Below are 23,104 nucleotides of genomic sequence, written 5' to 3'. Positions count from 1 at the left end.
ACGAAATCCAATGTATAGGACTTAGGCAAAACTCCCAATCTCTTCATTAAAAAAAGCTTTTAATTCGGTCATTTAGTTAATCTAAACTCCCTCATTAAAAAACCATTTTTTGCCTCGACTTTGGGGTTTTTCGTCAGTCCTGATGTATCCAAATTTGCTATAAAGTCTACCTAATTCTTCCCAAAAAATACATCAAGATAATAACTTCGAATGAATAACCCCTCAACCGGACCCTGTGTGACCGGAACATAGATAACCAAAATGTCCGCTTACATAGGGTGGTCCGACCCGCAGCGATTTCGTACCTTTTTCATTCCTGTAAAGACAGCATCACAAATTTGGGATGGAAAGTTCGTTGGTAAAATTGTCTTAACCTGGTCAATCACCCCATCCATGTGCTCAAACACGGCCGTAATAATTTCCCGCATTTTATGCTCAGGAAAGTGACATTGTTTTGCCATTGAGTACCAATGCCGAAGCTGAATGGATTGCCAATCATAATGGGTGTTCGCCGATCGCACGGCCATTGCCATTTTAATCTTTTGCCACTCAAGTTCACGCTTTTCCGCGATAGGGTAAGCTGACATGACATCATAAATGGGGCTCAGCTGAAAGCGGCCTTGGGGTTTTAACAACACACTGAAGTTTTTTGCATGGCCATCTATCGCGCCCATGACCCAGAATAAAAACACCGTTTTAAAAAACTGCTCTCTTGCTTCTAATGCGTTTTCTGAATTTTGTAATAGGGACATAATCGCTTTTATCCCCGGCCCCCCATCTGACTCATATTTTAATCCTGGCGGAACACCAAGCACCTGGCAAAAGTCTTCTTGCGGTAAGCGCATTAACCATCGTTTGGCGGGAGACCACATTCTGTCAAAGCGCTCAACAACCAACGCTTTAACGTCATCAAACTTGGCCATAACAACCTGATTGACTGGCAATTGGTAAGCGGCTAGGATTTGTAGACATAACCATTCATTTTCAATGCTGTCAGATAAGTCAATGCCAGCGTGAGCAAGTCGGCCAATCGGTAGCTTGATAATATGGCTGGTTGGCGTGGTTTCATGCGGTAAACACCAGTGATTTTGATACCAAAGTAGGGCTGTTTTCTCTTGAGCGCCTGCAATTGAAATTCTAAAATCAGAGTTTACTTGCATACCAAGCGGTGCTGTTTGGTAACTTTTTAGCAATTTGGCAATATGAGTGTCGTCAATTTTTTCTGCTTTAACTGTCTTAATATCGTCATTTAAAGGCTCAGTCAGTAACTGTAATGCGCCAACACAGTCACCGCCAATTTGGGATAATAAATCAAAACATTTCGTCGATTCGGCATTAAACCGTGCTTGTATTCTTTTACGAATTGCATCGCTGTCTGGAAGGAGGTTTTCAAAATAACATTCGACAATAGGTCCTTTGTATGGCACTTCAGTCAGCGGCATCGATAAACTAACTGGGCGTGCAAGCGAATCATCCAGCCAGTGTTGGTCATATTTAAATACTAATTGACCTGTCGATTCTCTCAAAAGTTTTCCAACACTGACGCCATTCATATAGACAAATAATTCGCGGTAACGTTTCTTTCTCGCCATTTACCACGATTCCTTGTTTTCTTGCTGACGGCTATCCTTGGAGCGAATGACCATTTCAAGATCCAACGCTGCCAAAATGCGAAATAAGGTTGAAAGTCGAGTCCCTTCAGCACCTTGCTCGACACTTGAAAGTGTACTTTGCTCAATATTTATTTGAGCCCCTACCTCTGTTTGCGTTAATTTTTTAGCCTTTCGTTGGCGTCTTATCGCAGCCCCTAGGCTATTCAACGAGTGAATTAATTGTTCCATTCTCCACCTGTGGTTTACCATCTCTTCTATTAATAATATAGCTGTTCAACCATAAAGTCAAAATATAGCTGAACAGCTATAAAACTAAAATATAGCTATTCAGCCATATATAGCTAAGTTCCTATAATTCGATTATGACCACTGGGGCAATTACAAATGCAATAAACGTGGATGAGAACAATGGTGATCAAAATGGTGCCCCCGTATATACGGGCACTAACACCCTGGGAATGGCTGACGCTTTCTTATGCACTGATTGGACAGATCCTACAAATGCATCTATAGGGATAGTTGGACGTACCGACTTTACAGGTGTATTTTGGACAAATCTCACAGATAGTAGTTGTGACTTCCAACAAAATATTTATTGTTTCGAAGAACCAATGTAAGCGGATGTGGCGCTGGTTTTCTATTATTACATCCACCCAACCACCTTATTCTTGGTGAAGATCTAGCAGAAGTGAATAATCCTTCCTATGCTTTAGTATATTCAAACTGATTTTCCTGCGCTGGATGAAGGGGAATAGCGATGAAAAATACCATTCAATTTATCAGCAACGACGTCGAGCTCTCTGGCATTTTGGAACAACCACCACATCCAACGTCGCATTATGCCTTGTTTGCGCATTGTTTTACCTGTGGTAAAGACATCTTAGCAGCAACCCGCATATCGCAAGCTTTGGTTGCCCAAGGCATAGCAGTGCTTCGCTTTGATTTTACCGGATTAGGGCAAAGCCATGGGGAGTTTGCTAGCACCAATTTTTCCTCGAATGTTGGTGATTTAATCGCTGCGGCGGATTTTCTTCGTCAAAACTATCAGGCGCCTACTTTATTGATAGGTCATAGTTTAGGCGGTGCTGCGGTGTTAATGGCAGCGAAAGAAATCCCCGAAGTCAAGGCGATTGCCACAATCGGTGCGCCAGCCAGTGCAAGCCATGTAAAGCATACGTTTGCTGCTGATATTGGTGAAATCGAAACAAAAGGTGAAGCGAAGGTACAACTCGGTCCGCGACAATTTACCATCAAACAGCAGTTTCTGGAAGATATTGATCGCTATGCTGAAACCATTCATAGCGCCAGTGGCAAGGGATTATTAATTCTTCATTCACCAATAGATGCCATTGTCCCCATTGAGGAGGCAGAAAAAATATACAAAGCGGCTAAGCATCCCAAAAGCTATATAAGCTTGGATAGAGCGGATCATTTGTTAAGTAAAGCCTCCGATGCGCTGTATGTTGCAAAATCGATTGCTGCTTGGGCGAGTCATTATCTGGAGGTGGGTGCTTCGACTGTTAAAGCCAAGATACACGTCGATAAAGGCCATGTGATAGTTGAAGAACGCGATCATCGCTTCACTCAAGATGTCGATACCGATGATCATCATTGGCTGGCAGATGAACCGGTGCACGTTGGTGGGCAAAACCTAGGTCCTGATCCGTATGAACACCTTCTTGCTGCCTTGGGTGTTTGCACCGCCATGACCATACGCCTGGTGGCTAATCGAAACCAATGGCCGCTGGAGAATATCCAGGTCAGCTTATCCCATGCGCGCGAACATAGCGATGATTGTGCGAGTTGCGATGGCAAATCGGGTTACTTGGAAACAATCGTGCGGCAAATTCAAATGAGTGGGGATCTGAATGAACAACAAAAGGCTCGATTAACCGAGGTGGCCGATAAATGCCCTGTGCATAAGACAATGTCACACCCTTTAAGGATTGATACAAAAGTGTCTTTCTCATAACGATAAAAGAGTGAATTCGCCAAAAAAATATTTTAGTTGTTCAAACAATATAATTTATTTACAATGAGGCTCCTTTTTCTTAAATGGAGCTTTATGATGGCTAGGTCGAACCAATTTTCCTTTAGTTTTCTATTGAAATGCTTAGCGGCAGTGACCGCTGCTGCAGTCCTTGCGGCGGTTGTCATGGCACTTGCTACTTCATCAGCAGGCGCTGCCACATTAATGGGTGCGAGTGCAGTCATACTTTTTCCCTTTTTGGTTGTCGGCGGTCTAATAGCCACGTTATGTTGCTTGCCATTTATGTTTGGATCAGGCGGCAACTATTATTCCAACAATTCAGGTTATTATCGTAGTTCTTGGTTGCCATTTTGGGGTACCGGAGGCACGACCTATGTGAGTAATAATAATGGGTATGGTGGGCATTATCATAGCCATCCCACGAGCGGTAGTGTTTTTGGCGGTAATCATCATGGACATCCCCCAAGTAGCGGTGGATTTGGCGGTAATCATCATGGACATCCCTCAAGTAGCGGTGGATTTGGGGGCAATCATCATGGACATCCCTCAAGTAGCGGTGAATTTGGCGGCAATCACCACGGGCATTCTTCAAATGTCGGTGGATTTGGCGGCACACCGTCAGTTGGTAATATGGGGCACCATCACGGCCGATAAACAAGGTCGCTTGGTTGTTTTTATATTAATTGTGGTTGGATTGGGTGGCTTGGGTTTGATCCATTTAGAGCAAAGCCTGCCGATTTTTTAATGTCAAATTTTATACTTTTATATTGATCAGGATGATTGTTTTGTTTACTATGCAATCTCCTATCATTCGGAGATGATTATGAAGTTAAAGATTTTTGCGTTATGTTTGTTAGCGGCAATTGGTTTTAATCTACAAGCCGCCCAGACGCGTCATGTGCATACGATGGCTGAAAAAGCCGATAGTAAAAAAATGATGTTGCCTGGTTATTGTGAAATCGAAGTCGTTAATCGCAGTTTCGAACCCGTTCATGTATCAGGTCAGTATTTAGATGGTGCCTATTTAACGCCATTTGATATTTATCCTTTTGATAGCGCACATTATATCAGTGTCTATTATTATGGTTGCCAGTCAGGCATGTACATCACCATTCAAAACTTTGCAGGGTATGTGATGTACTCAGGCTACACCCCAGTTTATCAAACGTTGGTTATCTACCCAACAATCGCGAATAAGCAATCTGCTGTTAAAGCGCAGTCTAAGTAATCAAAGAGCGTCGGGCCAAGGCCCGACTTACTTCCCTCCGTGACAATTTTTATATTTTTTTCCACTTTGGCAAGGGCATGGGGCGTTATTGGCCACGCGTATTTGCTTTGTTGGCCGAAGGCCTTTGCAATAAAACCATTGTTGAAGTTGGGTATCATAGTCAAATTGACTTAACTCGTGAATCGAGTCGAGTTGATTGTTTTGAAGAAACCATGCGATAAATTCCACATAAGCAATATTTTCCACTTGCTTATCATGAAAATTACGAACGATCTGTAACCCTAGCCATTGGACTGACTGGGCAAAAGACTTCGTTGACGCCTGATTAAAGCCAATGCTTGGATCGCCACGTTGAGTCTTTTCAATATAATCCACATTGGCTACGCAAAAGGCACTATAACGTGACTTCATTAAAGCCAGAGCGGTTGGGGCATTAAAATGCCTATGGTACGCTTCGCAGCAAGATTGGAATGGTTGCCCAGAACCACAATAGCATCGGGTCATAGGTGAGTACTTAGTATTTATAAAAGGGCATTATACTGATCTTCCAGGAACAAAGTCTAATGGCACGAAAACCTGTCGTTTTAGACGTTGGAAAAGGATTCAAAAATGAGAGTTGGTGGTGAGATTAAACTAGAGAATATTACAATAAAACCCTTAAATATTTCACTTTTGTAAAGAAAAATTTCATCAAAAAAATGGAATAATAGATAGGTCAATTCATGTAACATATTGATAGTATTATATTAATAATAAATTCGCCTGTTAAGTGAAAAAATAAAAAACTTTCTGATTGTTAATAATTCGTTAAGGAATGTATTGGTATAATCAAGCCGATTATTAACCATAGGAGTAATTTTTATGCCAGCTACAAATGTTGAAGTGAAACAAGTATTTTCACGTCGTGCCAATCAAATTCATACTGCCATAGCCAGTGGAACACTAAAAACTCAAGAAGATGCGAACGAGTTATTGCGTCAATCGAAGAGTAATATTGTGTTTCAAAATAAAAGCCATGCGCTTCTAACCTTTAGGGAAGGTTTCAATCAATTTTTCAAATCCGACTATCTAGCACTTGACGCACAAATCAGAATCTTAGAAGGCTATGCTGCAAAGTTACCTAACAGAGCACAATTTAATACAGATCAATTATCGCGCATGGAAAATCAAAAAGCGGAGCAAGCTCTCAGAACTAGCGTTCAAAACTTTAAAGATAGCCTGGTCAATATTGATGACAGCAGTTCTTTTAAAGTGTCTGCAGAAGCGCTCCAACAAAAATTGGATGATATTGTTAAAACCCATTGTGAGGATAACGTATTCACCAAAGATAAATTGCCTTTGGTGGTGAAGGAAATTGCTGATGCCATTGAGACTTCAAAACCCAGCTTTGAAGCAAAAGCATGGCACAAAGTAGCTGACATTGCGCTTTTGTTATTAAATGCGCTCAAAACGGCTGTTCGTGGTGTGGGGGTGAGCAATCAACGCTTCAAATTATTCAGCGAAGAAGGGATGGAAGCAAATGCGGTCAAACAATTAATGGATACACTCAAACACGATGTTGACAGTTTGCAACCTGCTGCTGAAGAAGTTGTTCAACCCTAATATTTCCAATTGATTGGAAAATTATGTCGTTACTCTGCCCGCTATGACCGCATGGGAGCGGGCAGCGTATTAGCGAATTTAAACACTAAAATCGCCCAAATTTTCTATCCAATGGGCTGTAATATCGATTGTTGATGAAGGGAATGCATCAGTTGGATAAAGCTGTCTTTCATATCTTGAGAAATTATCTTTCCTTGCTCTTTTGATGCGGCTTGTAAATAACGATTTAAGGTATACCCTTCATTCACCAAAAAATGTAAACAATGGCAGGCTAATAGATCAATTTTCATAAATTCAATTTGGCGTTGATGATAAGGACGATAGACCACTAATGCCGTTGGATCCCTCATTGCTAGGATATTGGTCGGATCGATTAAGTGCACCGGGTAGTCATACCATTGAAAACGCGCTGACGGTGGCATCTTAAACATCGTTTCTTCGATTGGTTTGCTAAGGGCTATGGGGGCGCTGGGTAATTCAGCGGTTTCTACGGCTAACTCAAGCCATTCATAATGCGCCAGTTCATCGACAAACGGATAAGGTAAGTCATCCAATTGAGATAAAAATTCAACAAACTGTTCTGGTACACGGTGATAAGCGGGGTGTTGAGCGTGATAATTTTGCAAAAAACGATCAATCAATGCATGCCATTGTGCTTTATCTAAAATGGATTGGAGCACAGGAAAGCATGGGCTCACCACGGAATTGAGGTTGTTATGAATCAAGCTTTGATATAAAGATAAAGGGTGATCACTTGGTGCTTTTACCTTGCCACGTATGGTCTGCGCTAAGTTATGCAAGCGAGTTTGCAGCGAATCAGACATGAGACACCTCTTTTTGTTGCAATTGACCAATGTGGTTAAGCTCGTCAATGAGTGTTGTCAACGGTGGGATATCATTATCGCGTTCTAGCAACGTTGGGTAAGAGGTATGCGCTTGATAGGTAAACGCAAGTAAATTCCACACCTCATCGCACACGGCATCACCGTGCGTATCAATGATCAGGTCAGGTGTCTTTTGCCAATGGCCTGCAATATGAATATAAGCGATAGCATCTGTCGGCAGCGATTGGATAAAGGCTTTAGCATCATAGCCATGGTTTTTTGAATTCACATAGACATTGTTAACATCCAGTAATAATAAACAACCGCTTTCAGCCACAACGGCATTAATGAATTCAGATTCCGTTAGATTTTGCTCAGGAATATAATAATAAGACGAATTTTCAAAAGCGATGGGTTGCTCAAGAAAGTCTTGCGCTTGCCGAATCCGTTCGCTGATATATAGGACCGCCTCTTCGGTAAAGGGGATGGGTAATAAATCGTAGATTAACCCTTGATTATCCGAGCAAAAACTAAAATGTTCGCTGTAGGCACGGATATTAGTCTGTCGAAAAAAATGTTTTAATGACGTTAACAAATCATAGTTCAAGGGGGCTGGCCCACCGATTGATAAGTTCAATCCATGGGCGAGCGTTGGGTATACGTTGGTAAGGTGTTTCAAGCCTTCAGCTTGATAACCACCAAGGCCCAACCAGTTTTCAGGGGTGATTTCAAGAAAATCAATCGTATCACGGGGCTCATCAATTAAGTGTTGCAAAAATTGCTTACGTAATCCTAAACCCTTGCCATAAAATGAAGAAAACGACATCATTCCATCACCCTAGAAAAAGCGTTTAATTTCCGTCGGTCCCGGAACCGCATTTGCCTTCACCACATTTGCCTTCCCCGCATTTTCCTTCGCCACTTTTCTGTGTATCATTACCACATTTGCCTTCCCCGCATTTGCCTTCACTGCATTTTCCATCAGCAACTTTCATGGGTTGGCTGGCGTTATAACCTTTATCCAATTTTTCGGTTTGTAATGGTTGACTGTTGTTTGCAAATGCTTGCGCATTGAGCCCTAAAGTTGCCGCAGCACTTAATGATAATAGTAGCGATTTTGATTTCATGGAGAGTCTCCTAGTTGTTATTGAATTATCCTTCTATATAACTTCCCTCAATTTCCCCTCTCCCCGGAAATGGGGAGAGGGTGCCCAAAGGGCGGGAGAGGGGTTTTTGTAACAAAGTTATATCCTGATGTGTGGCACCAAGTGCCAGAAATGCTTACTAGAAAGCAGACAACGAAATATCCAATTTTGCTTTCTGAAAAAAAACACCGGCTTCTATCTTAGCGTCAATTGATAGGGTTTTAAATGATCTTGGCTGAAAAATGATGATAGCATTTGTGTTCAATTGCCGTAGGTCGGGCCTTGGCCTGACAATTGCGGGGCTCGTTGAATACTATAGTGAATCGTTGGGCCAAGGCCCTGGGGTATCTTCAGTTTTCTAAAGCAAGAAGAAGTTGCCGTCGTTGCGAGCAAAGCGAAGCAATCTAGCACATATCTTTAGCGTGACATCGATCTGGATTGCTTCGCTTGCGCTCGCAACGACTAAATATGAGGCATCTCCCAAAAACTGAAGATACCTCAGGCCAAGGCCCAACCTACAGGTGCTTATTTGCTAGGCTTGGATGCCTCGTTTAATTCTGATTCCGTATCATTATAAAACGTTTGCGTTTCCTTTGCCCTTAATAACGTTCTTTTCAGCATTTTAAATAGCCAGGTAAAAACATCATCGTTTTTACTTCCATGCTGCGCATCTTCTAATATGCCTTTTACAGTTTCAAAAGTTTTTTCTATATTCTCGTCATCCAAGGCTTTATCCGCTTTACAAGCCTTATACATGTCGGCGGCGTGGGCTGGCATGATCTTTTGGGTGGTATCATCGATTTGAACATTCGTGCCCCCCCATCCAGTATGCCAATTTTCAGTTTTGGCCAATGTTTCGATGAGTTTTTGCAGAAATTGTTTTTTGAGAGCAATGGGTGACTCGGTAAAAAATCCCGTTGGGCTACTTGACGTAGGCTGCTCTTTTTGAACCTGTGATCCTTCCGTTGTGATAGGCTCACCCGTGTTAGTCTGTGTCTCAGGTGCCGTTGTCGTCGCCTCTCCTCTTGGCTTTCTTGTGGGTGGTCGTCTTTTCGCACCGGTGTTTCTTTGTTTAAGAATTTCTATATAATCAGTTTTTGTGGCCGTTTCATTCGCAGTTTCTCCAGCGGTATTTTCAGAAGGTTGTTCTGCTGGTTTGGTCTGGGCTGGTACGTCAGTTGGCTTTGCGTTTTTTACAGGAGGCGGGCCAAACTTGATTTGACCTCCAAGTTTTTCGGCCAAACCAGTTACTTTACCCTCTTTATTTCCAGTGTCTTTTTCAGGACCTGCCATAATAAGTACTCCCGATATTTCAATAAATTTAAAAACATAGTATAGCGCCTTTAACACAAAAGGTCAAAATAAGATCAGTATGAAGAAGAAATAATAAGTTTAAATATATTTTATACCTTGCCGCAAAGCATGCTTTTTATCTAGATTTTCATAGGGGAGAATGAGGTCTACCGCCTTATAAAAACAGCTATTTTGGTCTATTGAATTGATTTAGCACTGGATTTTTGGTCTAAACTTCGTTTATAATGGACATTTTGTATCATTAATAACCATGGTTAAGCCTCTGATAAACATCAGTCGAAAGCAAGCGTTAATATATGCTGCCTTCTTGGTGTTTTATGAATTTCTGACATATATCGCCAACGATATGATCATGCCTGGCATGATTCGTGTGGTATCGTCATTTCATGCCCCAGAGTCATACGTGGCCAATTCACTCACTGCCTATATCTTGGGTGGTGCCAGTTTACAAATTTTCTTAGGACCCATTTCCGATCGCCATGGTCGACGGCCAGTGATGCTATTTGGCGTGGTTTTATTTTTTTTCTGTACCCTCGCCATTGCATTATCCCAATCCATTGAACAATTCATCATTGCCCGATTTTTCCAAGGCATGGGGTTATGCTTTATTGGTGTGATTGGCTATGCCACCTTGCAAGAGATTTTTGCTGAAGTCGATGCAGTAAAGCTCATTGCCATTATGGCGAATGTTTCAATTTTAGCGCCCTTAGTCGGCCCGTTGCTGGGCTCTATCGTCATTCATCTATTTTCCTGGCGTTGGATTTTTGTGGGCATTGCCGTACTAACTATTTTTTCATTGATCGGATTATTTCGCTACATGCCTGAGTCTGTCGGTAAAAAAACGACGGATGGGCGAGTGATTCCTCGTGTTCCTCTCGAACCAAGAATTGTTCTGAATAACTATAGACAATTGTTTAGCAGTCGTTTGTTTGTCATGGGCTCAATAGCACAGAGTATTATTGCAATCCCCTGTTTGTGTTGGATTGGATTATCACCCATCATGCTTATCCTGCAAGAAAAATTAACCATACTACAGTATGGTCTTTGGCAGATTCCTGTGTTTAGTGCTTCTATTATAGGGAATTGGGCGTTAGCTCTCTTAAGTGGGCGAGTATCAATGAAAGTAATTTTATTCATAGGCTCAATCACCGCAATTGCAGGGTTGCTTTTAATGTTGGTATTAACCGTTTGCATTAATGCGTCATTTATATGGCTAATGCCAGGCTTAATTCTTTATTTTTTTGCATTAGGCATGTCTTTAGCACCTTTAGAAAGGAAAGTACTATTTGCTACCCCTGTTGCTAAGGGTACTGCCTCGGCATTAATGACATTAATATTAATGATCCTGATAGCAGTCGGTATCGAAGGCGGAAACCGATTCTATGCCGATCATAACAATGTCTATTTTGCAGCTTATTGCGCATTAATGGCAGTTTTGTATGGGATTGCATTATTATTAACTGGCATCCACAAAAAATAATTAAATAAACTGTCCAAAAAATACCATCCGCTCGATTTGTGATATAATAGCCAATTTTAGACAAGGTATGGTTATGGGTGACGTTGCAACAGATGTATTATTGAAAGTGCTTGAAGAATTCGATCTGGATTCGATTCCTGGTTTAGCCAAGCTAAGTCCCCGGCAATTTGTCAGTTTAATTAACCGAAGTCAAACGCTATTGGCAGAGCAATATAACATTTCATTTGACCAATTCCGTCCCCTTGATGTGACTCATGTGCAAAATATCCTTTCGCTTGCCCAAGGTCAAACCAGTTTAACGTTGGTTATGCGTCATGGAGAACAGTTGGTTAGTGATAAGCATAAAAATTTAGAGGCGGATAAAATGAAAATTGCAATGATGCAAATGCCTCATAATCAAGACGATGGGATAACACCTGCCTCTGTAGTGGAATTATATGCCCAGATGGTGCTGATTGCGTATATTTCTGGGAAAACAGGTTTTAAAGTGAGCATTGAGTCATCTTCCAACAAACGAGCAAGCCAACCTGCTGAATTGATTGCCAAGGCGCTAAACTGTCCTAAAGTCCAATATTCTCCAAGATGGCAATGTGTTAATTATCCAAATGATCAAACCATGGCCAAGCATCAATTACACCAATTTTTGGATAAAGGCAGCTTACCTTGGAAAGAAACCAATGTGGATGCGGTCATTGGCCAGGGGGTGTTTGATTCGATTACAAACAATATGTATGAGATGATTCAAGAAGACGTGCTTCCCAATACCATACGACTTATCATTACCCATACCCAGCAAACGCAAGCATTGTGTGAGGCATTGGGATTATCCAAAGATCGGCTGGCAAACTTTGGATTTGTAGCAATCCCAAGCAATAGTCAAGCACAATTATACAGCCAAGGAGCGTTTACAAACCAAGTTTTAAGTGTGCTGCAAAGGCAATCATTCTTTAATGAGCAGGAATCTAGGCCTGATAAGCCAATTGCGTCAAGCACGACACTGTCGCTAAAACGCGATGAGAAGGGAAATATAACCCCAACTATCCTGGGTTAAGCAATCGTTCTATCCACAATTGTAGTGATTATCTTATCAAATATTGGAGTACGTATTCCGATATGCTCAGAGTAATCCTGACATTTCTATAATCTGTTATTCCGCACTAGAAACCAGGGTTTATTTATGAAATCATTTTGGTTATGAAACTATAGAAATAACCCATGAACGCCGCCCTCCGCTTTATGCCTGACTCTTCTACACAAATATTGAAATTACGGGGAAACGCCTAGAAGAGGATTGAATGGGGGTTTATTTTGTCAGGTTGAATTACGAAATAAATTATCATTTTGGGGTGCGGAATCTGGGTTGTATTACCACATTTTTTATTAAATGAAAAAAATCTTTACAATATGTCGAACATTAATAATGCAAAAATTGTCTATAATTTAATTACACCTATAAATTATAAGCGAGCATAATTATGGGATTACATCAAGACGATTATGATCAGAATTTTACTGAAGTTGACTTGACGGATGATCCAGATGAGTTGAAACGTAAAAAAGAGTTACGAAAACGAATTGAAGATCGTGAAGAAGAAAAACGTCTGCGCAAAGAATTAGATGATTTTGATTATGATGAAGATTATGACTGGGAAGATAAGTACTAAAATAACGCTCTGATTATCAAACCCTAAGATTTTGCATCTAAAATTCATTATTTTGGCTGAAGACTCGTGAATAAACCGCTGTCGAGTCGTTTTTCTTGCTCCTCCACCGCAATATTGCATTGATAATCAATGATTTTACCAATATGGATCGCATTGTCGTAAATTCCTCGGCAGGCTTCAAGGGTTCTCAGTGTCCCCGACGGTGTTAATTCGAATCCTAATAAGAGGCTATTGCTTGGCATAATCAACGCCCGGTAAGGAGTTGGTCGCCAGGTTATTTTAGGGGCAGTCGATAATGCCTTTAAAACCGTATAATTTGAAAGTAAAAACGCCTTTCCTCCATAACTAATCGTGCATTGATCATCTTGAAAGCTGCCAATTTGCAACCCTTTTTTATAGGTGCCGCGACAGATGCCAAGGCTACCTTTTGCATTGATGCCTGCCACAAAATAATTATCCACAGGTGGCGAGACAAATTTGAAACCTTGGTCTGCTAGTAAGTCATCGAGGAAAAGGCCCATTTTGTCTGGAAAGCCATCTGCATTGATGGTTAAAACCTCAAATTGCTGATAAGGGTTCGATAGACTACCTTGCTTTGGTAAGACGCAGCCATACGCTTGTCGAGTACCGATTTGATAAGAATCATTGATTTTGATACGGCAAATCGATTGCGCTTTCATGGCATTATTATGCCACTCCACACCCATCGAGAATGGAATGGAATTATTTGCCGAACCCCACGCTATAATTGAGGGGTTGCCAGTTAAAATTTGATAACCCTTTTCTTTAAACGTTTGAGAGGTGCTAGCGATTAGGCATTGATTGCCTAAGACGGTGCCAACCAACCAGCCGAAAGGCGAGAGATGAGCTCGGCAAAGATTTTCCAGGGGTTTACCATGGCTGGTTGGATTTTGCCACGTGAGTCCAAGATGTGCGAGTTTCACATCCTGCTGCTCCAACAGGCCTTTTATTTGGGGAAGTGCTCTTTGATAATCCGATTGCTGAAACGATTTGGCATCATACCTATCCCGCACTGTGGCACCACTATCGACAAAGCTGGGATAAAATGGATTATTAATCAGCAAGTAACAAAGAATATAGAATATAGCAATAAAGATATTAGCGGATTGGATCCACTGCTTTTTTCGCATAATGGGTAAAACAGCGCTAATGCCATAGGATAATCCATATAAAACAAGTATGGCTAATAAGAGTAGCGCATTATTGATCGGTTTGGCATCGGGGTATAGTCGATAAGCTGTTAAAATAGCAATCAACAGCAGTAAAACACGGTACCCGTTTAAAAATATCCGTAATCCGCTCGATTGATACGTTTGCGCTTCACCATCTTGGAAAATTGCATTGAAAAAAATAATACCAAGGATACTTAATGCAACAAAGATTGCAGTGGCTGACTCAGGGGTATTTCCCCCATAGGCTGACATGGCAAACAAGAGGAGATAGATGAGGCTGATTACCGCGAGAAAAGGGTACAAATAATAAAAGAGTTTTAAAATAACCAAGCGGAAATTATCTAAAATGGTTAGATTTTGTCTGGCAATGCCGATACCAATGATATAGAAACAGACGGTTGAGATAATCCAGAAGTGTTGGTTAAGTAATAAAAAATTCGCCAATGTGGTAAACTTGAAAGCCGAAAATATCGCAGCAGTTAACCAGATTAATAGTTTGGTGATAAAAGCAAATACGCCTGCAATGATTAATAAAGGGATGGTATTCCAAACAGCATAAAACAAACTCGTATAGCGCACCCGAATTTGGTCATCTAAGTGATAAGCAAAATGAAAGGCGTGGGCAATCATCATTGCAAAAGGAAAGCAGATAACAGCAATCATGAGATTGATATTATTCGTGTTTGGCGCATCCGGCCCTAAGAATAAAAAGGGACTGCAGGTAATGGCTGCTGCTAGAGCACTGGTGAACAGGATGCGAAGTTGATGACGAAAGTCAAAGGCTATTGCAAACAACAGGGCAAAGGAACTTATCCATAGATAAGGATAAATATAAGCCACTTTCTGATAGAATAAGCCATCTAAGCCAACGCCTATCAAGAGCCCAAGTAAAACATAGATAAACAGAGATGGTTGTTCTTTTTGCATGATGGCAATGCTTATAGTTAGTTGTTAGTTTGATTTGGGTAAGCTATCGTTTTTCAGCGTAGCGCCTTCAGCCATTTTCAGCCGCGTCCAAATATTCATATTTATCACAATGCCAGCTATGTCTATTATTTGCTTTTCAGTGTAATACTTTGTTAATTGTTGATGAACTTGGTTGAAGTTTTTAGCAATGCTATTTTTATGTTGTTTGGTTAACGATTCGGTATATTCCAAGGCAGCTTTTTCAGCATCGGTAAATAAATCGTTAGCCCACCAAGCACTTAATGTGTCGACTTTGGCTTGTGGAATTTTCATCGTTCGCACGACATCTTGGTGAGTGTACAAACAATAAACGCAGTGATTAATTTGAGAGACTCTCAAGCGCAATAACTCTGCAAGGATGGGATCAACAGTTAAATTTGTTGCTCTGTAACTATAGCTCTCTGAACTATAACGGGCGATTTTCATCAATGGTTGATTTTCAGATAGATCAATTAACCGATTTTCTACTTTGACGGGTGATGGGGGCGTGGTTTGTGGTTCGGCTGCGTGGGAGATGAAGGTTGCAAACAGTGAGAAAAGAAGGGTAAATGAATAGATACCTTTCATCATGGATTCCTTAGTTGGGAATAGGGGGGGCGCCCTATTCACGATAAGTGGTATTTTTTATCCATGATGATATCCCAAAGAATGAATGTCAACCCATACCTAGCCGAATAAATGTGACATCCACATGAACTCATCGGTTTGGGCCAAAACCGAGTTGTTCTGGCTCAAAACCCTCATTTTGGTCTTCACCAATACAATTACCTAAATAGCCGCCACCTACGATACCAACAGCTAGGCAAAATTTGAATGCAAATGAGAACATGGTGCATAAACTGCCGGGATTCGGATCTCCATTACAATAGGCTAAGTAGGCTGGTTCAATCATGGTTTCTTTTAAAAACAAATACGTTGCAACAAACCCAACCATAGAGCCTAAGACGATTTTTGCAGCATCAGTTGATTTAGACATCCAATACTCCTGAATTTTAAAATGCAATATTGTAAATGAATGTTCAACTATAATCCAATGAATTATTATTTTGTTTTTTTTGTTGAATGAATATACCCGTGGATTTTCATTGGCATTGGCGAGAATGTTCGCCAATGCCAATGAATGATGAGATTATCGATATTCAGGATTGGGGAAATCAAAACGGCAGCCGGCATCCCATCTGGAACGCTGGTTACCATTGGCTGGGATGCCCCCTGCGTCTTTGATAATGCGAGCCAGGTGCATGAGGTTCCAAGTCATAAAGGTAGTATTGCGATTGGTAAAATCATTTTGAGGACCTCCCGAGTTTGGATCAAGATAGGAAGGTCCAGGACCTGCTTCCCCAAGCCAAGCTGCATCGGCTTGGGGTGGAATAACATAGCCTAAATGCTGCAAGGAATAGAGGATATTCATGGAACAATGTTTGGCGCCATCTTCGTTACCGGTGATTAAGCAGCCACCCACTCGACCATAGTAGGCATATTGACCATGGGCGTTAAGATCACTGGAGTTGCCATAAAGCCGTTCAATCACTTTGGTGCACACGGATGATTTTTCACCTAGCCAAATGGGAGAAGTGATCACGAGAATATCGGAGGCCATAACTTTTTTAAAAATTTGAGGCCAATCATCTTTATCCCAGCCATGCTTGGTCATATCGCCGTAGACGCCATAGGCGATGTTATAGTCCACAGGGCGAAGCACTTCAACACTCACCCCATTTTTTTCCATAATTGCACGCGATATCTCAATTAAGCCGCTGGTGTGTGATAGTTCAGGGCTGCGCTTTAGGGTGCAGTTAAGAAATATGGCCTTGAGATCGGAGTAGTCTGTCGTAGATGCATCGCAAAACTCTTTTTGTTTTTTACTTAATTCCATGTTGTTCTCCTAGAAACCAGTTCTGTCCATAACTCGCTACTAAGGTCTATACTTATACCCAAGAGCAATATTCGCCTGTTATACCCGTGATCATTCAAAAAGCGAGGATTTATGCGCCTTTATTTTTTGATCCTGGAAAACGTTAAAAAGCGCGCAATGGCTCATTCCCTTGTGTGTTTTTTAACGTTTTGCAGGATGAAAAAGAAAAAGCAGAAAACTCGCATTTTGAATGATCACGGGTATATTAAATCATTTGACTTGATGAAAAGCAATGAGGACTGTGTGGCAATAACTGATGATATCTTGTTGATTTTAAAGGCTATTGCGAAATCATTAGGGGCGTGGCATGATGAATTGATGCAAATGGATGGCTTTGAATTATGACAAATCATGATAGTGGTGTTGAATTATATTTAAACATCAGAGCGCAGACTGTATCCATTTGCCAACCCTTGGAAATAGAAGATTATGTTGTCCAACCGGTTGCTGAAGTTAGCCCGCCTAAATGGCATTTGGCCCACACCACCTGGTTTTTCGAAAATTTTATATTGAATCAGTTTGTTGAAGGGTATCAAAAATTTGACCCTGTCTTTGATGAATTGTTTAACTCCTACTATAAATCCTGTGGGAAGCATTGGCTGCAAGGCCAACGTGGGATTTTATCAAGGCCGACTGTCAAACAGGTCATGCAGTATCGCGCGCATGTGGATCAACAGATGGTCGACCTCTTAAACTCACAGTGGTGCATGCATCCTGATCTGCCCATGTTAACAGAAATGGGCCTGCACCATGAACAACAGCATCAAGAGCTATTGTACATGGATATTAAATATGTTTTGGCTGCTAATCCAACCATGCCCGTCTACCATAACAAGCCACTTCCAGCAATTGCTGATACCACGTTGGGGTGGGTTGATATGGATGCTGGCCTTTATCAAATTGGTATGGAGAAAACAGGATTTGCGTATGATAATGAAAAACCAGCGCATTCCTATTATCTCAATGATTACGTCATTGCTACCCAATTGATTCGGAATGGGGATTATTTAGCATTTATGGAAGACAAAGGCTATGAAAAGCCTTTGTTATGGTTAAGTGATGGATGGAATTGGGTATTGGAAAATCACATTTCATCCCCTTTGTATTGGCATCGCCATCAAGGCGAGTGGTTTGAATTTACCTTGCATGGCCCAAAACCCCTCGATTTAAATTCACCCGTCACGCATGTCAGTTATTATGAGGCCAATGCTTTCGCCAATTGGTATGGCGCAAGGTTGCCAACCGAACAGGAATTAGAAGTCTATTTAACCCATCATCCGGATGATGAGGTTGCCGATAGAAATAGCTATTTTCACCCAACGCATTTGGCCGTGAATAAACAACAACTCTGGGCTTGGACGCAAAGCGCTTATGCTCCTTATCCTGGTTACCGGCCTTATGCAGGTGCATTGGGCGAATACAACGGTAAATTTATGTGCAATCAGCAGGTGTTAAGAGGGAGTTGCTTTGCCACACCCACCTCGCATTATCGTCCCAGCTATCGGAATTTTTATTTTCCCCATCAAAACTGGATGTTTTCGGGCATATGTTTGGCTAAGGATAAATAATGGAAATAATTAATTTGTTAAATCAAGCACAAGATGCCGACTCTATTTTACAAAAGGAATTTGCAAATGATGTGAAGAGGGGGTTATCAGGACATGTGAAAACAATTTCATCGAAATACTTATACGATGATATTGGTTCTCGATTATTTAAACGGATAACTGAACTCGATGAGTATTATCTGACTCGCACGGAAATGGCTATTATCCGTTCCATAAAGGATCGGTTACCCATGATTGTTGATAGTTATGAGGTGGATATTATTGAGCTGGGAGTTGGTGATGGACAAAAATCCTCCCAAATTATTAAAGCATTTCTTGATTATGGCTGTGACACAACATTTTTCCCCATTGATATTTCCTCGGCGGCCTTTGATTTACTCAATGACAATATTGCCATGTTAGACCACTGTTCTATCAAAGCGATTGTGGCGGACTATCAACGAGGCCTTCATTATTGCAAACGTGTTTCCACTCGAAAAAAGCTCGTTTTATTTTTAGGCTCAAATATTGGCAACTTTACCTCAAGTCAAGCAGTAGAATTTATAACCCACATACGTCAAGATTTGAGTCCAGGTGATTTTCTCCTCATCGGTTTTGATTTGAAAAAAGAAATTGATCGATTAATCAAAGCGTATGATGATAGCCAGGGGGTCACGAGAGACTTTAATTTAAACTTATTAAATCGAATAAACCGCGAATTAGGAGGCGAATTTGATTTAACGGCATTTCAACATTTGGCTGTATATAACCCCAGACTCAGTGCTATGGAGTCCCATTTGCTCTCTTTAAAACAGCAGCATGTTCCCATCAAAGCGCTGGATATGGAGGTTGCATTTGATTATTACGAGCCTATCCACTTAGAATTTTCATTTAAGTTCAATATGATTGATATTCAAAATCTAGCCTCAGCTACCGGTTTTAAATTGGTTCGTAACTTTGTCGACGATAATGGCTATTTTAGTGACTCTTTATGGCAAGCCACGGAAGAAAGCGTTTAAAAAATAAGCGTATCTCATGGTCCATATCTAATCATTATTGAATTTATTCAACCAATTTGATAAGGTCTTTGCAAGCCGCTTAGCGAAAAACTCTTAGGGAGAAGTGACCATGGGTGATGGAAAGACCATTCAACAAAAAATTGATGCGTTATGCGTTGAATACAATTCAGCCTTTTCACTGGAGACTTTTCTCAATCTCGTTATCTTTGCTGCAAGAAACCTGGGTGTTTTAGATAGCAAAATAAACACCGATCCGCTCGAGAAGCTTAAACAGGATTATGAAAAATCTAAATTAGCTCATTCTTTTGGGGAAGTGGATAAATTAAAAAACCTCTTTGGCACGATGGCGACGGTGTTTTTTTATCTAAAAAGCGAGTTGGGCGACTTATTATACTATCGGAAATTTATCCACTTGGTAGTGAAATATATTGGCCAGCGCGATCCAAACTTGGTCGATGAAATGAAAACAGAACAAGCGATTTTTCTGAGTATGGTTTATCAACCGATGCGATGGTATCTTTTTTTGGGGCAACATGAAGCGGATATACAAAACATCACTGTGCACGCTCATTTTACCGATTACCCTCTCCCGGATTTGCGCACCTTGCGATTCTTTTTACTTGATTTTATTAATGCTCAGTGTTGCCATGAGATTCAGTCAATCCTTCATAAGGATGGCAAAGTCATTGACACAGAAACTACAAAAAATAGCGAAATGGCCAATACCAAGGTCGCCGCCCATCTATTAACTTGGCTTAATGATAGTAGGGCATCACTGTCAAAAGAGGACTATGACGCAGTCATGTCTGGTCAGCTTGGTGAGGTGAAGGAGCGTTTGCAGCCATTATTTTCTAAAAGGCTAGGGTTGGGGTAATCGTAAAAGCTTAACGATAGGAGGAATTGCTAACAACGCCTCGTTGCTCGTGGGGTTGATTTTCCGAAGTCAGCCAATAGTTTCGTTGTGCTTTGAACGGTAATAACAATAATTGATTAAATTGATTATCGGTTGTTTTATCATAAGCCGGAACACCAATGGTGATGGTTTGTTGAGGAATAGACCGTTTCAACGTTCGATGAAGCCTATCCCAAATACTCAATACCACACCATAATTACTATCGGTTTCTTGTCGATAATTGGAATGATGGATGCCATGAATTCTCGGTGTAATCAGAAGTAATCCTAATACGGTTTCAAAGCGCTTGGGCAACCGAAGATTGCTGTGATGAAAGAAAGTGCATAGCTGGAAAATAAATTCATATAGGATGAGGGTAATTGGCGTCACCCCAAGCAGGATGAGTTGTATTAAGCGAAAGACACTCGAATAAGCTATTTCGCCCCAATGAAAACGCATGGCGGTGGTGACATCTAAATCTTGGTCCACATGGTGCACATTATGAAAGCGCCAAAGCAGGGGGATTTTATGATTTATTTTGTGCCAATAATAAAAGGATAGATCCAGCAGTAAAAACCCAACAATTAACGCGAGCCAACTGGGCATCTTTAAAAGATTAATCAGGCCAAAATGGGTTGATTGGCTAAGTGCCATGGTTGCTTGGACTGTTGGTGCCACTGTGATTTGCACGACGCCAATCACCAAGACAGTCATGAGAATATTTGTGGACAGGCGTTTTATGCCGGGGTGCAACGCTGTGCGCAAAGGGAAGCGGCGTTCAAGGATAAAAAGCCCCCCATACACACAAACCAGCGCAATCACCATCCATAATTTATCCATATGCACCACAAATTGCCAATAACTTATTGAAAAAAACGGTAAACACCGTCCTTTTAAAACTTATTTTACATAAATGTAAAAAAACTTACCACCTATTTCATTTTGTCTTAACATTTCCTTGATATCATAGTGTTAATAATACACTTTATAGGTCATTAGCCATGGGCAACACAATTTTTAAAATGTCCGCAAATTATGTTGAAGTCGTAAAAGATTTTATGCAAGTCAATAATAGCTATTATGCTGCCACAGAGGATGCAGGAAGTCTCAAAGAACAAATTGAAAAGGATATTCCTAGAACAGTGGTTTTAAGCAGAGCGCATAAGTTTGAAGCGTTTCAACAACACTGGCGTTCGATTGACCGAACTAAACACTATACCCAAGGAAACTATACTGCTGCAAATATCAGTCGTCCTTTTGTCATGAAAAAAACATACGCTGAGTATACTCAGAATGCTATTGTTAAAGCAGATCCAGAAATGAAGAACGATTTGCTAAACAAGTTTTTTGAAGGCATAAAAGATTGCAGCTTCGCATTTATCGATAAGAATGGAAATGACTGTGGTTTAAGTATTGCCTATCAAAAAGAAGCACCTGAATTTTTCACCATTACCTTTATTCGCCACACTTCCAAGGATCCTAAAGACAGAGAAGTGCTTGTTTTTCAAGGCACGGATAATCATTTTTATCCTAGTTTAGAAAATGTGTGTGGGCCTGCTTACCAAAAAGGATCGTTGTTGAACAAAGGTTCTCTAAAAGGCGAGTTACTGCATATCAAAGGGCTGCCTGATGAAGTCAAGTTCTTTATCAATGATACTATCAATGACAAAGGAACGTTGGATGTTAATACCTTGACTGCACTTGAGAAAGCTTTAAATACATCCAACACAAACTCAAAGGTGATTTTTAAAACGGAAGAAATGCTGATTAAACAATCATTGGCTGTGTATCAGTTGTTTTGCCAAAATGCAGCTGAGCAGCTCGCCTTTTTGGCAAAGTTACCAAATCAAGATAAGCAGTTTCAACCCCGAATTCTGCAATTAATCGAAAAAGTTAACGAGACGAAAGAAAAGATTGACGGTATTTTAGCCCCTCAAAAAGATGAAGATCCTTTGCAAGGTTCGATGCTATATGAAGCTTACTTTGCAATTCACAAAGATATCATTAGCATTTTAAAACAAGCCGATATTAGCAAACCTTATCAAGATTTAATTAATCAGATGGATAGCCAATATCAACATGTTAACCAATCATTTTGGGATCGCAATAAAGTAGGATTAATCACCAGCAGTGCTATCACCGTGCTTGCGGTTGCCGGCATTGCGTTGACTGCGACAGGGGTATTAGCGCCACTTGGCATAGCCTTGCTGGCTGCGCTGAATATTACCTTAGTGTTGGCATCCATTTTCAGTTGGGGATTAACCGCAGATAATGAAGCCAGCTTTAATGAAGATAGAAAAAATATCAAGGCTGATGTGAAAAAATCGATTCTTGGATCCGAAATTAAATATAAAATCGCTAAATCAACTCTTGATTTATACTTAGAAGAGGCAGATGAACTTGATAAAACGCCCGCTTCTAAGATGGGACAAACTGAGAATTCCTTTTTCCGCAAGACCGTGAAAGAGATAGAGAAAGATGAGCAAAAAAGGAACGAAAAGCTCACCCACTCTTTACATTAAGATATCCTTGTAAAGTCGTCAGCCCGGATGAAGTGAAACGCTGAGTGATCCTGATATATTTTTGTTCAATAAGAAAATTTGGCAAAACCAAAGAGAACCCCCTCGCCCGCGCTAGAATTTTAACCAGGGGTAAAATCTTGCTCGCGGGAGAGGGTTGGGGCTAAGTGATCCCTACAAAAATTGAACAGA

24 protein-coding genes are annotated in these 23,104 nt (G+C 40.8%); 12 read left to right on the top strand and 12 right to left on the bottom strand.

All coding sequences use genetic code 11. The features are described from left to right. Positions 1–269 precede the first annotated feature (269 nt). Both AB3348_RS13425 and AB3348_RS13420 read right to left on the bottom strand, forming a co-directional pair. Positions 270–1,592, bottom strand: coding sequence for a type II toxin-antitoxin system HipA family toxin (locus AB3348_RS13425; RefSeq protein ID WP_367608121.1), 1,323 nt, complete (start codon positions 1,590–1,592; stop codon positions 270–272). Beyond that, positions 1,593–1,841, bottom strand: a complete 249-nt coding sequence (locus AB3348_RS13420) for a helix-turn-helix domain-containing protein (RefSeq protein ID WP_367608120.1) — start codon at positions 1,839–1,841, stop codon at positions 1,593–1,595. Positions 1,842–2,370: 529 nt separating this feature from the next. On the opposite strand from AB3348_RS13420, the gene AB3348_RS13415 reads away from it, so the two are divergent. The 3 genes from AB3348_RS13415 to AB3348_RS13405 all read left to right on the top strand — a co-directional run bounded on the left by AB3348_RS13415 (position 2,371) and on the right by AB3348_RS13405 (position 4,831). Continuing rightward, a complete protein-coding gene (locus AB3348_RS13415; protein WP_367608119.1) occupies positions 2,371–3,585 on the top strand; it encodes an alpha/beta fold hydrolase in 1,215 nt (404 codons plus the stop codon). Between the two features lie 93 nt (positions 3,586–3,678). Continuing rightward, on the top strand, positions 3,679–4,257 hold the full coding sequence (locus AB3348_RS13410) for a hypothetical protein (protein ID WP_367608118.1): 579 nt from the start codon (positions 3,679–3,681) through the stop codon (positions 4,255–4,257). A gap of 169 nt (positions 4,258–4,426) precedes the next feature. Continuing rightward, entirely contained in the window at positions 4,427–4,831 is a 405-nt protein-coding gene (locus AB3348_RS13405) for a hypothetical protein (RefSeq protein ID WP_367608117.1), read from the top strand. 27 nt (positions 4,832–4,858) lie between these two features. On the opposite strand, the gene AB3348_RS13400 is transcribed toward AB3348_RS13405, so the two are convergent. Continuing rightward, positions 4,859–5,335, bottom strand: a complete 477-nt coding sequence (locus tag AB3348_RS13400; RefSeq protein ID WP_367608116.1) for a YchJ family protein — start codon at positions 5,333–5,335, stop codon at positions 4,859–4,861. 357 nt (positions 5,336–5,692) lie between these two features. On the opposite strand from AB3348_RS13400, the gene AB3348_RS13395 reads away from it, so the two are divergent. Further along, the gene (locus AB3348_RS13395; protein WP_367608115.1) at positions 5,693–6,433 is read left to right on the top strand and encodes a hypothetical protein; all 741 of its coding nucleotides are present in this window, start codon (positions 5,693–5,695) and stop codon (positions 6,431–6,433) included. A 104-nt stretch (positions 6,434–6,537) separates the two neighbouring features. On the opposite strand, the gene AB3348_RS13390 is transcribed toward AB3348_RS13395, so the two are convergent. The 4 genes from AB3348_RS13390 to AB3348_RS13375 all read right to left on the bottom strand — a co-directional run bounded on the left by AB3348_RS13390 (position 6,538) and on the right by AB3348_RS13375 (position 9,695). Next, positions 6,538–7,257: a DUF2063 domain-containing protein gene (locus AB3348_RS13390; RefSeq protein WP_367608114.1), complete on the bottom strand. Its 720-nt coding sequence runs from the start codon at positions 7,255–7,257 to the stop codon at positions 6,538–6,540. Further along, complete coding sequence (locus tag AB3348_RS13385) at positions 7,250–8,086, bottom strand: DUF692 domain-containing protein (protein ID WP_367608113.1); 837 nt, start codon at positions 8,084–8,086, stop codon at positions 7,250–7,252. The genes AB3348_RS13390 and AB3348_RS13385 overlap by 8 nt, the downstream gene beginning before the upstream one ends. Before the next feature lie 22 nt (positions 8,087–8,108). Beyond that, positions 8,109–8,384 carry a hypothetical protein gene (locus tag AB3348_RS13380; protein ID WP_367608112.1) on the bottom strand — a complete coding sequence of 92 codons (276 nt, stop codon included), beginning with the start codon at positions 8,382–8,384 and terminating at the stop codon, positions 8,109–8,111. 543 nt (positions 8,385–8,927) lie between these two features. Further along, positions 8,928–9,695, bottom strand: a complete 768-nt coding sequence (locus AB3348_RS13375; RefSeq protein ID WP_367608111.1) for a hypothetical protein — start codon at positions 9,693–9,695, stop codon at positions 8,928–8,930. 271 nt (positions 9,696–9,966) lie between these two features. On the opposite strand from AB3348_RS13375, the gene AB3348_RS13370 reads away from it, so the two are divergent. The 3 genes from AB3348_RS13370 (at position 9,967) to AB3348_RS13360 (ending at position 12,860) form a co-directional block, all read left to right on the top strand. Beyond that, positions 9,967–11,196, top strand: coding sequence for an MFS transporter (locus AB3348_RS13370; protein ID WP_367608110.1), 1,230 nt, complete (start codon positions 9,967–9,969; stop codon positions 11,194–11,196). Positions 11,197–11,269: 73 nt separating this feature from the next. Beyond that, positions 11,270–12,247 (top strand): hypothetical protein, encoded by a 978-nt coding sequence (locus AB3348_RS13365; protein ID WP_367608109.1) that lies wholly within the window; start codon positions 11,270–11,272, stop codon positions 12,245–12,247. A 424-nt stretch (positions 12,248–12,671) separates the two neighbouring features. After that, on the top strand, positions 12,672–12,860 hold the full coding sequence (locus tag AB3348_RS13360; RefSeq protein WP_367608108.1) for a PA3496 family putative envelope integrity protein: 189 nt from the start codon (positions 12,672–12,674) through the stop codon (positions 12,858–12,860). A gap of 47 nt (positions 12,861–12,907) precedes the next feature. Here the strand turns inward: AB3348_RS13360 and AB3348_RS13355 are convergent, their stop codons facing one another. The 4 genes from AB3348_RS13355 to AB3348_RS13340 all read right to left on the bottom strand — a co-directional run bounded on the left by AB3348_RS13355 (position 12,908) and on the right by AB3348_RS13340 (position 16,895). After that, entirely contained in the window at positions 12,908–14,980 is a 2,073-nt protein-coding gene (locus tag AB3348_RS13355; RefSeq protein ID WP_367608107.1) for a hypothetical protein, read from the bottom strand. A gap of 24 nt (positions 14,981–15,004) precedes the next feature. Continuing rightward, positions 15,005–15,589, bottom strand: coding sequence for a carboxymuconolactone decarboxylase family protein (locus tag AB3348_RS13350; protein ID WP_367608106.1), 585 nt, complete (start codon positions 15,587–15,589; stop codon positions 15,005–15,007). A 127-nt stretch (positions 15,590–15,716) separates the two neighbouring features. Beyond that, positions 15,717–15,995, bottom strand: a complete 279-nt coding sequence (locus AB3348_RS13345) for a hypothetical protein (RefSeq protein ID WP_367608105.1) — start codon at positions 15,993–15,995, stop codon at positions 15,717–15,719. Between the two features lie 153 nt (positions 15,996–16,148). After that, a complete protein-coding gene (locus AB3348_RS13340) occupies positions 16,149–16,895 on the bottom strand; it encodes a flavodoxin family protein (protein WP_367608104.1) in 747 nt (248 codons plus the stop codon). A gap of 195 nt (positions 16,896–17,090) precedes the next feature. On the opposite strand from AB3348_RS13340, the gene AB3348_RS13335 reads away from it, so the two are divergent. The 4 genes from AB3348_RS13335 (at position 17,091) to AB3348_RS13320 (ending at position 20,374) form a co-directional block, all read left to right on the top strand. Then, positions 17,091–17,279, top strand: coding sequence for a hypothetical protein (locus tag AB3348_RS13335; RefSeq protein ID WP_367608103.1), 189 nt, complete (start codon positions 17,091–17,093; stop codon positions 17,277–17,279). Continuing rightward, positions 17,276–18,502: an ergothioneine biosynthesis protein EgtB gene (gene egtB / locus AB3348_RS13330; RefSeq protein ID WP_367608102.1), complete on the top strand. Its 1,227-nt coding sequence runs from the start codon at positions 17,276–17,278 to the stop codon at positions 18,500–18,502. The genes AB3348_RS13335 and egtB overlap by 4 nt, the downstream gene beginning before the upstream one ends. Beyond that, the gene (locus tag AB3348_RS13325; RefSeq protein ID WP_367608101.1) at positions 18,502–19,500 is read left to right on the top strand and encodes an L-histidine N(alpha)-methyltransferase; all 999 of its coding nucleotides are present in this window, start codon (positions 18,502–18,504) and stop codon (positions 19,498–19,500) included. The genes egtB and AB3348_RS13325 overlap by 1 nt, the downstream gene beginning before the upstream one ends. 109 nt (positions 19,501–19,609) lie before the next feature. Next, entirely contained in the window at positions 19,610–20,374 is a 765-nt protein-coding gene (locus tag AB3348_RS13320; RefSeq protein ID WP_367608100.1) for a hypothetical protein, read from the top strand. A 10-nt stretch (positions 20,375–20,384) separates the two neighbouring features. On the opposite strand, the gene AB3348_RS13315 is transcribed toward AB3348_RS13320, so the two are convergent. Next, positions 20,385–21,233 carry a sterol desaturase family protein gene (locus tag AB3348_RS13315; RefSeq protein WP_367608099.1) on the bottom strand — a complete coding sequence of 283 codons (849 nt, stop codon included), beginning with the start codon at positions 21,231–21,233 and terminating at the stop codon, positions 20,385–20,387. Between the two features lie 161 nt (positions 21,234–21,394). Here AB3348_RS13315 and AB3348_RS13310 point away from each other — a divergent pair, with 161 nt between their 5' ends. Next, positions 21,395–22,915, top strand: a complete 1,521-nt coding sequence (locus AB3348_RS13310) for a hypothetical protein (RefSeq protein WP_367608097.1) — start codon at positions 21,395–21,397, stop codon at positions 22,913–22,915. The last annotated feature ends 189 nt before the right edge of the window (positions 22,916–23,104 follow it).

The organism is Legionella sp. W05-934-2, assembly GCF_964199965.1.
Taxonomy (GTDB): Bacteria; Pseudomonadota; Gammaproteobacteria; order Legionellales; family Legionellaceae; genus JAFIFT01.
The sequence above is the reverse complement of the archived record's forward strand: the minus strand, read 5'-3'. Positions and strand labels throughout refer to the sequence as shown.

Bases quoted from the DNA above. Each gene is read 5' to 3' on its own strand.
- AB3348_RS13375 (WP_367608111.1), bottom strand. From the start codon at position 9,695: ATGGCAGGTCCTGAAAAAGACACTGGAAATAAAGAGGGTAAAGTAACT.
- AB3348_RS13415 (WP_367608119.1), top strand. From the start codon at position 2,371: ATGAAAAATACCATTCAATTTATCAGCAACGACGTCGAGCTCTCTGGC.
- AB3348_RS13320 (WP_367608100.1), top strand. From the start codon at position 19,610: ATGGGTGATGGAAAGACCATTCAACAAAAAATTGATGCGTTATGCGTT.
- AB3348_RS13325 (WP_367608101.1), top strand. From the start codon at position 18,502: ATGGAAATAATTAATTTGTTAAATCAAGCACAAGATGCCGACTCTATT.
- AB3348_RS13420 (WP_367608120.1), bottom strand. From the start codon at position 1,841: ATGGAACAATTAATTCACTCGTTGAATAGCCTAGGGGCTGCGATAAGA.
- AB3348_RS13405 (WP_367608117.1), top strand. From the start codon at position 4,427: ATGAAGTTAAAGATTTTTGCGTTATGTTTGTTAGCGGCAATTGGTTTT.
- egtB (WP_367608102.1), top strand. From the start codon at position 17,276: ATGACAAATCATGATAGTGGTGTTGAATTATATTTAAACATCAGAGCG.
- AB3348_RS13310 (WP_367608097.1), top strand. From the start codon at position 21,395: ATGGGCAACACAATTTTTAAAATGTCCGCAAATTATGTTGAAGTCGTA.
- AB3348_RS13365 (WP_367608109.1), top strand. From the start codon at position 11,270: ATGGGTGACGTTGCAACAGATGTATTATTGAAAGTGCTTGAAGAATTC.
- AB3348_RS13340 (WP_367608104.1), bottom strand. From the start codon at position 16,895: ATGGAATTAAGTAAAAAACAAAAAGAGTTTTGCGATGCATCTACGACA.
- AB3348_RS13355 (WP_367608107.1), bottom strand. From the start codon at position 14,980: ATGCAAAAAGAACAACCATCTCTGTTTATCTATGTTTTACTTGGGCTC.
- AB3348_RS13360 (WP_367608108.1), top strand. From the start codon at position 12,672: ATGGGATTACATCAAGACGATTATGATCAGAATTTTACTGAAGTTGAC.
- AB3348_RS13335 (WP_367608103.1), top strand. From the start codon at position 17,091: ATGAAAAAGAAAAAGCAGAAAACTCGCATTTTGAATGATCACGGGTAT.
- AB3348_RS13390 (WP_367608114.1), bottom strand. From the start codon at position 7,257: ATGTCTGATTCGCTGCAAACTCGCTTGCATAACTTAGCGCAGACCATA.
- AB3348_RS13315 (WP_367608099.1), bottom strand. From the start codon at position 21,233: ATGGATAAATTATGGATGGTGATTGCGCTGGTTTGTGTGTATGGGGGG.
- AB3348_RS13425 (WP_367608121.1), bottom strand. From the start codon at position 1,592: ATGGCGAGAAAGAAACGTTACCGCGAATTATTTGTCTATATGAATGGC.
- AB3348_RS13385 (WP_367608113.1), bottom strand. From the start codon at position 8,086: ATGATGTCGTTTTCTTCATTTTATGGCAAGGGTTTAGGATTACGTAAG.
- AB3348_RS13380 (WP_367608112.1), bottom strand. From the start codon at position 8,384: ATGAAATCAAAATCGCTACTATTATCATTAAGTGCTGCGGCAACTTTA.
- AB3348_RS13400 (WP_367608116.1), bottom strand. From the start codon at position 5,335: ATGACCCGATGCTATTGTGGTTCTGGGCAACCATTCCAATCTTGCTGC.
- AB3348_RS13350 (WP_367608106.1), bottom strand. From the start codon at position 15,589: ATGATGAAAGGTATCTATTCATTTACCCTTCTTTTCTCACTGTTTGCA.
- AB3348_RS13410 (WP_367608118.1), top strand. From the start codon at position 3,679: ATGATGGCTAGGTCGAACCAATTTTCCTTTAGTTTTCTATTGAAATGC.
- AB3348_RS13395 (WP_367608115.1), top strand. From the start codon at position 5,693: ATGCCAGCTACAAATGTTGAAGTGAAACAAGTATTTTCACGTCGTGCC.
- AB3348_RS13345 (WP_367608105.1), bottom strand. From the start codon at position 15,995: ATGTCTAAATCAACTGATGCTGCAAAAATCGTCTTAGGCTCTATGGTT.
- AB3348_RS13370 (WP_367608110.1), top strand. From the start codon at position 9,967: ATGGTTAAGCCTCTGATAAACATCAGTCGAAAGCAAGCGTTAATATAT.